Origin of the sequence: Caballeronia udeis, from assembly GCF_001544555.2 — a bacterium.
GTDB lineage: Bacteria > Pseudomonadota > Gammaproteobacteria > Burkholderiales > Burkholderiaceae > Caballeronia > Caballeronia udeis.
Genome location: NZ_FCOK02000068.1, coordinates 47,066 through 54,244 on the forward strand (window position 1 = coordinate 47,066; position 7,179 = coordinate 54,244).

A 7,179-nucleotide genomic window follows, 5' to 3' on the forward strand; every position below is an offset into this window, starting at 1 on the left:
TTTTAGTGGAAAGCAATGAGAACACAACGAAATTCAGTACGAGAACTCGATAAGATCGATCACCGTATCCTGAAGATCCTTCAACAGGACGGCCGTATCGCGATGAAAGACCTGGCCGAGCAGGTCGGGCTCTCGGTGACGCCCTGCATTGAGCGCGTCAAGCGCATGGAGCGCGACCAGGTGATCGAGGGGTATTACGCACGGGTGAATCCCCATCAGTTGGGGGCGTCGCTGCTGGTGTTTGTCGAGATCACCCTCGATCACAAAAGCGGCAACATGTTCGAGCAGTTCAGGCGCGAAGTGCAGCGAATTCCGGAGGTTCTGGAATGCCATCTCGTTTCCGGCGATTTCGACTACCTGATCAAGGCGCGTATTGGCCAAATGGCCGACTACCGCAAGCTGCTCGGCGACATCCTGCTGCAACTGCCAGGCGCCGTACAGTCGAAAAGTTATGTGGTGATGGAGGAAATCAAGGAAACGCTGACCATCGCCGTGGACGCCTGAAATGAGCTTGCGATTGAGGTAATTTACTGTATATTTATACAGTATTTTCCCGTCTTCATTGCTGCCTTCATTCCCGGCCATGGCTTCTCGCGACCACGAATATCCTGTTGCTCCACCCGCGCCGCTCAAGGGCCGCGGGGCGGTCACGAACATGCAGGGGCGCTACGAGAAGGACGAACGCGAGCGTGTAGACGACGGTTGGACGCACATCAGTGAGGAGGGGGAAACGGATGACACGCCGGCGTTGCGCACGCAGGTGTTCGAGGAGCGTGCGAAGAGCATCCTGACGCGCAATTCGTCACCTGATATCCCGTTCGGGGTATCGCTTAACCCGTACCGTGGCTGCGAGCATGGCTGTATCTATTGCTTTGCGCGGCCAACGCATAGTTATCTGGGGTTATCGCCGGGACTGGATTTCGAAAGCCGGATCTACGCCAAGATCAATGCCGGAGAATTGCTTGAGCGTGAGTTGGATAAACCGTCCTATCAGCCGGAGCCAATCGCGCTGGGCGTGATTACGGACGCGTACCAGCCGGTCGAGCGGAATCTGCATATCACGCGGCGGGTGATCGAGATCCTGAGCGAACGCGGGCATCCGTTCGCGGCTATCACGAAGTCGTCGCTGATCGAGCGGGATATCGACCTGCTCGCACCCATGGCGCAGAAGGGCCAGGTCATGGCTGCCATCACCATCACCACGCTGGATGCGGATATCGCCCGCACGCTTGAACCGCGCGCCGCCACGCCTTCAAGAAGGCTGCGAACTATCCGGGCGCTGACCGAGGCGGGTATTCCGGTCGGCGTCAGCGTCGCACCCATGATTCCGTTCGTCACGGAACCGGACATGGAGCGAGTGCTGGAAGCATGCGCACAGGCGGGCGCAACGAGTGCGAGTTATATCGTTTTGCGCTTGCCGTGGGAGGTGGCGCCGCTGTTCAAGGGCTGGCTCGCGGCACATTTTCCCGATCGTGCGGAGCGTGTGATGGGGCGTGTGCGCGATATGCGCGGCGGCAAGGACTACGACTCGGATTTCTCGAAGCGGATGAAAGGCGAAGGTTTATGGGCCGATATGCTCAAGCAGCGCTTTCATCAGGCAACGAAGCGGCTTGGCCTGAATCAACGGCAGCGCGGAATTCTGGATATGTCTGAATTTCGGCATGTCGAGCGGCCGACGGGTAGAAGTCCGCGCGCAGTCGTGGATAGTGCGCAGATGAAGTTGTTTTGAGGCGCGGCGGCAGCGACCACCAGGCAGAGTCGCTGCTGCTGTGGCAAACGTTACTGCGACAACTCTTTAGCCGCTTGAACCTGACCTTCGAAGTACGTCTGGAAGGTGACTGCAAGGCCCGCCATCAGCAGGAACGCACCAAAGAGCAAAGCAAAGATCACGACGAAAATGACCGCCCAGCCGGATTCACTATGCTGGCCGGTTTGCGGATTGAACTGAGCGTCCCATTTGTCGTCGGGGCGCAAGCCATAGACGATCGCCGACAAGAACGCTGCCAGCAACGAAATGGCGCCCGGCACGACCATGATCCAGCCGAGCATTGACGCTCGATCGGTTGCAGCGAGCAGCATGTAACCGGCCACGCCCAGCAGGATGCCAACAATATGCGCCCAGCCGAATTTGTCGCGCAAACCATACAGATAGAAGCGATGCGCACCAATGCTGCCGAAAAAGAAGGCGAGCGCGGCGGTCAGCGTTTTCGAGCGGAAACGCCCGTTTGACGTCGGATTCGATGGGGGCATTGCAGCGGACGGCGGGTTGTTCATCGGGAAACGAAAAGGAAAGTGCGGTGAGCGGTGCGGGCGGATTGGCGCAAAAGGCAATATTTTCGCGCCGACGCGGCATTCTACGCCCGCGGGAGTCGGGCGCTCACGCGGCCAATCGGCTCAGTATTCGGTGTGACTCCGGTGTGACCCGGTCACCGCAAAGTCACGGTTGGGCGTATGTAATCCGTAATCCGCTAGGTTGCGCCGGCGTAGTCGTCGCTGGCGAGAAGCGAGTCGTGTTCCGCGATCACGAATCATCGCCAGAAAGCGCTTTGCCGGTGAAAGTCATGAGGGAGTCCAGGCCTGTCGCCCCAAAATGACAGATCGCGCCGCTTGGCGAAGCCTTGAAAAACCCGCTGCACGCCGCGTCAGGGCGAGCGATGGCCAGTCGAATGGCACGCCGCAGGCCAGGTTCCATCTTGATTAATCGACGCAAGTGTTTGTTAAGGCTCCGTTTTGCCGCTATAATCGCGTGTTTTGGTAGTTCCGAACCCCGGTTTTCAAGGATTTCAGCATGGTTATCATCCGCTTGGCTCGTGGCGGCTCCAAGAAGCGCCCGTTTTACAATATCGTCGCAACTGATTCGCGTAGCCGCCGTGATGGCCGCTTCATCGAACGCGTGGGTTTCTACAACCCGGTCGCGACCAAAGGCGAATCGCTGCGTATCGCCCAGGACCGCCTGACGTACTGGCAAGACAACGGCGCGCAGTTGTCGCCGACGGTTGCACGTCTGGTCAAGCAATCGCAACAAGCTCAGCCGGCTGCTTAAGTGCGCTTGCTGCAGTCGATCGTGCGGGTACTGGTGATCCGATCGAATATCGCTGCCAAGGTTCGCGGGAGATTGGCTCATGTCGACGCGTGATTCTGCTTCAGACTCAGGTTTGGCAGCCGCACGTGGCGAAAAGCCTGAGCAGAACGAAGCCACGTTTGGCGCGTTTGTCAGTAAGCCGGCAGCGCGTCGCGTGGCTATCGACGCTTCAGATAGCGCAGGATCGATCGAGTCCGTAGAAAGTTTGCCTGATGACGCCATTGAAGTGGGTGCGATCGTCGACGCTTACGGACTGAAGGGCTGGGTCAAGATTGCGCCGCACGCGCATGCGGGTCATGGCGGCGACGCAATGCTCGCGGCAAAGCGGTGGTGGCTGGTCAAGGGAAACGAGCGCAAGGCGGTTCGGTGCCTGCAGTCGAAAGTGCATAGCGACACGGTCGTCGCGCACTTTGCCGGTTGTGATGACCGCGACACGGCGTACGCGTTGCGGGGTCACAGCATCCATGTGTTGCGCAGCGACTTCCCGAAGCTGACTGGCAATGACGAATTCTACTGGGTCGATCTGATCGGCCTCGAGGTCGTGAATGACGCGGACATGGCTTTAGGCCAGGTCGCGGGCATGATCGACAACGGCGCGCATTCCATCATGCGCGTGGAATTTCCGACAACGGCCAAGGACGGTTCGCCCGCCACTGGCGAGCGGCTGATTCCGTTTGTCGGCGTATATGTCAAAACAGTGGATCAGGCGGCGCGCAGGATTGTCGTCGACTGGGACGCTGACTATTGATTCATAGATCACTGCAAGGAGAGAGCGATGCAGTTTGACGTCGTGACGCTCTTTCCCGAGATGTTTCGCGCGCTGACCGATTGGGGTATCACCAGCCGGGCAGTGAAGCAGGAACGGTTTGGTCTGCGCACGTGGAATCCTCGCGATTTCACCACGGACAATTATCGGACTATCGATGATCGCCCGTACGGTGGCGGTCCCGGCATGGTCATGCTGGCGCGGCCGCTGGAAGATGCGATTTCGGCCGCGAAAGCGGCGCAGTCGGAGCAGGGCATCAGCGGATCGCGTGTGGTGATGATGTCGCCGCAGGGCAAGACGCTGAATCATGAGCGGGTGATGCAGTTCGCTCAGGAACCCGGTCTCGTGGTGCTGTGCGGCCGTTATGAAGCCATCGACCAGCGCTTGATCGATCGTGTGGTCGACGAAGAAGTGAGCCTCGGCGACTTTGTGTTGTCGGGCGGCGAATTGCCGGCCATGGCGCTCATGGACGCAGTGGTGCGCCAGTTGCCCGGCGTGCTGAACGACTCGCAGTCGGCTGTGCAGGACAGTTTCGTCGATGTGCTGCTCGATTGCCCGCATTACACCCGCCCGGAAGAATACGGCGGTGTGCGGGTTCCGGATGTGCTGCTGGGCGGCCATCACAAGGAAATCGAGGCGTGGCGCCGGCGTGAAGCGCTCAAGAATACGCAGGAAAAGCGACCCGATCTGATCGAAAAGGCGCGCAGGAATAAAATGTTGAGCCGTGCCGATGAGGCATGGCTCGCAAGTCTCGCCAAGGAACGATCGAAAGCGCAGTAGGCTTTGGAACGCAAAATACAAGGCGAGACGAAAGGGCGGTGCCAGGCTTGTGAATTCAAGCGGGCGCCAGATGTGAACCCATCCTCTACCGGGGCCACTAATATGGCAAACAACTCCGGCAAGATGGCTCCAGGAGTCAGTAATGAATCTGATTGAACAACTTGAGAAAGAAGAAATCGCGCGCGCACTCGGCGAGAAGTCGATTCCCGAATTCGCCCCCGGCGATACGGTGATCGTCAGCGTCAACGTGGTTGAAGGTACGCGCAAGCGTGTCCAGGCTTACGAAGGCGTTGTGATCTCGAAGCGCAACCGTGGTTTGAACTCGAATTTCATCGTCCGCAAGATTTCGTCGGGCGAAGGCGTCGAGCGTACGTTCCAGACCTACTCGCCGCTGCTCGCGAGCATTGTCGTGAAGCGTCGTGGTGACGTGCGTCGTGCGAAGCTGTACTACCTGCGCGATCGTTCGGGCAAGTCGGCTCGGATCAAGGAAAAGCTCGTGTCGAAAGACCGCGCTGCTGCCAAGGCGTAATAAACTATACCGAAGCTGCACCTTGCTGCATCGGAAAAAAGCACCTTCACGGGTGCTTTTTTCTTTGGTGTGGTCAAATTGTGTTTTGCGCTTCACTCGAGTCTTGTTCGCGGTTTTTAACCACTGCCTTTTTTAGAAGCAGAACCACCCAAGAACTAAAGCCCCTCGTGTCTCAACCCAAGCTGTCGACTCCCCGAATCCTCGTGCCTGAGATCTTGCCGATCGAATCGACCGGCGCAGATCTGCCGCCTGTGCGCGGCGAAGTCCTGACGCCGGCCGGACTGCGCGCGCGGTTCAAGCAGACGCTCGACTGGACGCCGGACGCGCGCGACGACAGGATCAAGGCGCTGGGCGGCGATCCACGGGTGGCATCGGTGCTGATCGCTCTGGTGTTGCGGGAGACAGGCCTGACCGTGCTGCTCACGCAACGTGCGGATCATCTTTCGAATCATGCGGGGCAGATCAGCTTTCCGGGGGGACGTCGCGAGCCGGAAGACCAGGACGCTACCGCGACCGCGCTTCGTGAAGCGCAAGAGGAAGTCGCCCTGGAGGCGAAGCATGTGGAAGTACTGGGTGAGCTGCCTGACTATCTGACGGGCACGGGTTTCCGTGTGACGCCGGTCGTGGCGCTGGTACACCCCCCGTTCGAACTCCATGCCGATACCCTCGAAGTCGCCGATATCTTCGAAGTCCCGCTCGCGTTTCTCATGAACCCGGCCAATCACCAGGTCCGCGTGTTTCGTTGGGAAGGGGGCGAGCGTCGTTTTTTTGCGATGCCTTTTTCACCTGCCGAGAATGTGGCTCCCTATTTCATCTGGGGCGCAACGGCGGGTATGTTACGCAATTTCTATCGCTTCCTCGCGGCTTGACGCCCAATGTGCCAGGACCCGGCTAGTCGTGCAGCCGATGTGTCCCTCTGGCGCGGACGGTGCTGTGCTATCGTTACAAGAAATTCGTAAAACTCGAATGTCTCGGCGCATCGCATGACTTTTTTCTCCGTATTGCTGGCTCTCATCATTGAGCAGTTGCGCGCGCTCTCGCCGCAGAATCCCATTTCGGCGTTGCTTCAGTACCATGCGGAATCCGCGGCTCATGGCTTCGACGCCGGCAAGCAGCGGCACGGCGTGCTCGCCTGGCTAGTGGTCGTGGTGCCATGGACGTTAGCCGTCGGGCTCATCTATTACGTGCTCTATCGGATCAACTTCGCGCTGGCGTTCCTCTGGAACGTCGTGATCGTGTATTTCACGTTGGGCTTTCGGCAGTTCAGCCACTATTTCACCGACATCCATCTCGCGCTGAACAACGACGACGTACCGCGGGCTCGCGAGATCCTCAACGAGTGGACCGGCATTGACACGCTGGACATGCCCGTCAGCGAGATTGTTCGGCACACCTTGGTTCATGCGGTCGTGGCGTCGCATCGGCACGTGTTCGGCGTGTTCTTCTGGTTCCTGATTCCGATCGGACCGGCCGGCGCGGTGTTTTATCGCATTGCCGAGTATCTGGCGAGGTCGTGGGTCCAGCCGACCGATGAACGCACCCCGGCGTTTTCCACCTTCGCGCAGCGGGCGTTCTTTTTCATCGACTGGGTGCCGGCGCGGCTGACAGCGCTGGGCTTCGCCATTGTCGGGAATTTCGAGGACGCTATTTATGCGTGGCGTAATCACGCCCGGCAATGGCCCGATGCCAACGAAGGGGTGTTGCTCGCGGCCGGGAGCGGGGCGCTGGGGGCTCGGTTGGCGGGGCCGTTAGCGGAGCCGCTGAGCGTCGAGGCTTTGGCGGTCGGCGATGCCAGTCCGCTGCCCGTTGGCGATGACTGCACGCCCAGGACGCTTCAGTCCGCCGTGGGCCTCGTCTGGCGTGCCGTGATTCTCTGGATGCTGTTGTTGCTCATGCTGAGCATTGCGGTGTGGCTGGGCTGAGCGCATTGCTGTCTGGCCTCAAAGAGGGTGTAATTAGTTTTGTGTAAACGGTCATTTGGCAGGAGACTGCCAGCATCCAGGAGCAACGATGACCGTAGCG

9 protein-coding genes are annotated in these 7,179 nt (G+C 59.2%); 8 read left to right on the forward strand and 1 reads right to left on the reverse strand.

The window, feature by feature from the left end; all coding sequences use genetic code 11:
- The first annotated feature begins 15 nt into the window (after positions 1–15).
- Both AWB69_RS34185 and AWB69_RS34190 read left to right on the forward strand, forming a co-directional pair.
- The gene (locus AWB69_RS34185; protein WP_062091237.1) at positions 16–504 is read left to right on the forward strand and encodes an Lrp/AsnC ligand binding domain-containing protein; all 489 of its coding nucleotides are present in this window, start codon (positions 16–18) and stop codon (positions 502–504) included.
- 79 nt (positions 505–583) lie between these two features.
- Positions 584–1,729 (forward strand): PA0069 family radical SAM protein, encoded by a 1,146-nt coding sequence (locus AWB69_RS34190; protein ID WP_062091238.1) that lies wholly within the window; start codon positions 584–586, stop codon positions 1,727–1,729.
- A gap of 50 nt (positions 1,730–1,779) precedes the next feature.
- Here AWB69_RS34190 and AWB69_RS34195 read toward each other — a convergent pair whose 3' ends face one another.
- Complete coding sequence (locus tag AWB69_RS34195) at positions 1,780–2,274, reverse strand: NINE protein (protein ID WP_062091239.1); 495 nt, start codon at positions 2,272–2,274, stop codon at positions 1,780–1,782.
- 514 nt (positions 2,275–2,788) lie between these two features.
- On the opposite strand from AWB69_RS34195, the gene rpsP reads away from it, so the two are divergent.
- The 6 genes from rpsP (at position 2,789) to AWB69_RS34225 (ending at position 7,079) form a co-directional block, all read left to right on the forward strand.
- The gene (gene rpsP, locus AWB69_RS34200; RefSeq protein WP_031361027.1) at positions 2,789–3,043 is read left to right on the forward strand and encodes a 30S ribosomal protein S16; all 255 of its coding nucleotides are present in this window, start codon (positions 2,789–2,791) and stop codon (positions 3,041–3,043) included.
- 79 nt (positions 3,044–3,122) lie between these two features.
- Positions 3,123–3,830, forward strand: coding sequence for a ribosome maturation factor RimM (gene rimM / locus AWB69_RS34205; RefSeq protein ID WP_062091240.1), 708 nt, complete (start codon positions 3,123–3,125; stop codon positions 3,828–3,830).
- Between the two features lie 27 nt (positions 3,831–3,857).
- The gene (gene trmD / locus AWB69_RS34210) at positions 3,858–4,628 is read left to right on the forward strand and encodes a tRNA (guanosine(37)-N1)-methyltransferase TrmD (RefSeq protein ID WP_062091241.1); all 771 of its coding nucleotides are present in this window, start codon (positions 3,858–3,860) and stop codon (positions 4,626–4,628) included.
- Between the two features lie 142 nt (positions 4,629–4,770).
- Positions 4,771–5,157, forward strand: a complete 387-nt coding sequence (gene rplS / locus AWB69_RS34215; protein ID WP_062091242.1) for a 50S ribosomal protein L19 — start codon at positions 4,771–4,773, stop codon at positions 5,155–5,157.
- Between the two features lie 167 nt (positions 5,158–5,324).
- The gene (locus AWB69_RS34220; protein ID WP_407923070.1) at positions 5,325–6,026 is read left to right on the forward strand and encodes a CoA pyrophosphatase; all 702 of its coding nucleotides are present in this window, start codon (positions 5,325–5,327) and stop codon (positions 6,024–6,026) included.
- Positions 6,027–6,140: 114 nt separating this feature from the next.
- Positions 6,141–7,079 (forward strand): CobD/CbiB family protein, encoded by a 939-nt coding sequence (locus AWB69_RS34225; protein ID WP_062091243.1) that lies wholly within the window; start codon positions 6,141–6,143, stop codon positions 7,077–7,079.
- Positions 7,080–7,179: the final 100 nt, after the last annotated feature.

What these genes read in the sequence shown, in the direction of transcription:
- AWB69_RS34185 (WP_062091237.1), top strand. Translation starts at nt 16, where the DNA reads ATGAGAACACAACGAAATTCAGTACGAGAACTCGATAAGATCGATCAC.
- AWB69_RS34190 (WP_062091238.1), top strand. Translation starts at nt 584, where the DNA reads ATGGCTTCTCGCGACCACGAATATCCTGTTGCTCCACCCGCGCCGCTC.
- AWB69_RS34195 (WP_062091239.1), bottom strand. Translation starts at nt 2,274, where the DNA reads ATGAACAACCCGCCGTCCGCTGCAATGCCCCCATCGAATCCGACGTCA.
- rpsP (WP_031361027.1), top strand. Translation starts at nt 2,789, where the DNA reads ATGGTTATCATCCGCTTGGCTCGTGGCGGCTCCAAGAAGCGCCCGTTT.
- rimM (WP_062091240.1), top strand. Translation starts at nt 3,123, where the DNA reads ATGTCGACGCGTGATTCTGCTTCAGACTCAGGTTTGGCAGCCGCACGT.
- trmD (WP_062091241.1), top strand. Translation starts at nt 3,858, where the DNA reads ATGCAGTTTGACGTCGTGACGCTCTTTCCCGAGATGTTTCGCGCGCTG.
- rplS (WP_062091242.1), top strand. Translation starts at nt 4,771, where the DNA reads ATGAATCTGATTGAACAACTTGAGAAAGAAGAAATCGCGCGCGCACTC.
- AWB69_RS34225 (WP_062091243.1), top strand. Translation starts at nt 6,141, where the DNA reads ATGACTTTTTTCTCCGTATTGCTGGCTCTCATCATTGAGCAGTTGCGC.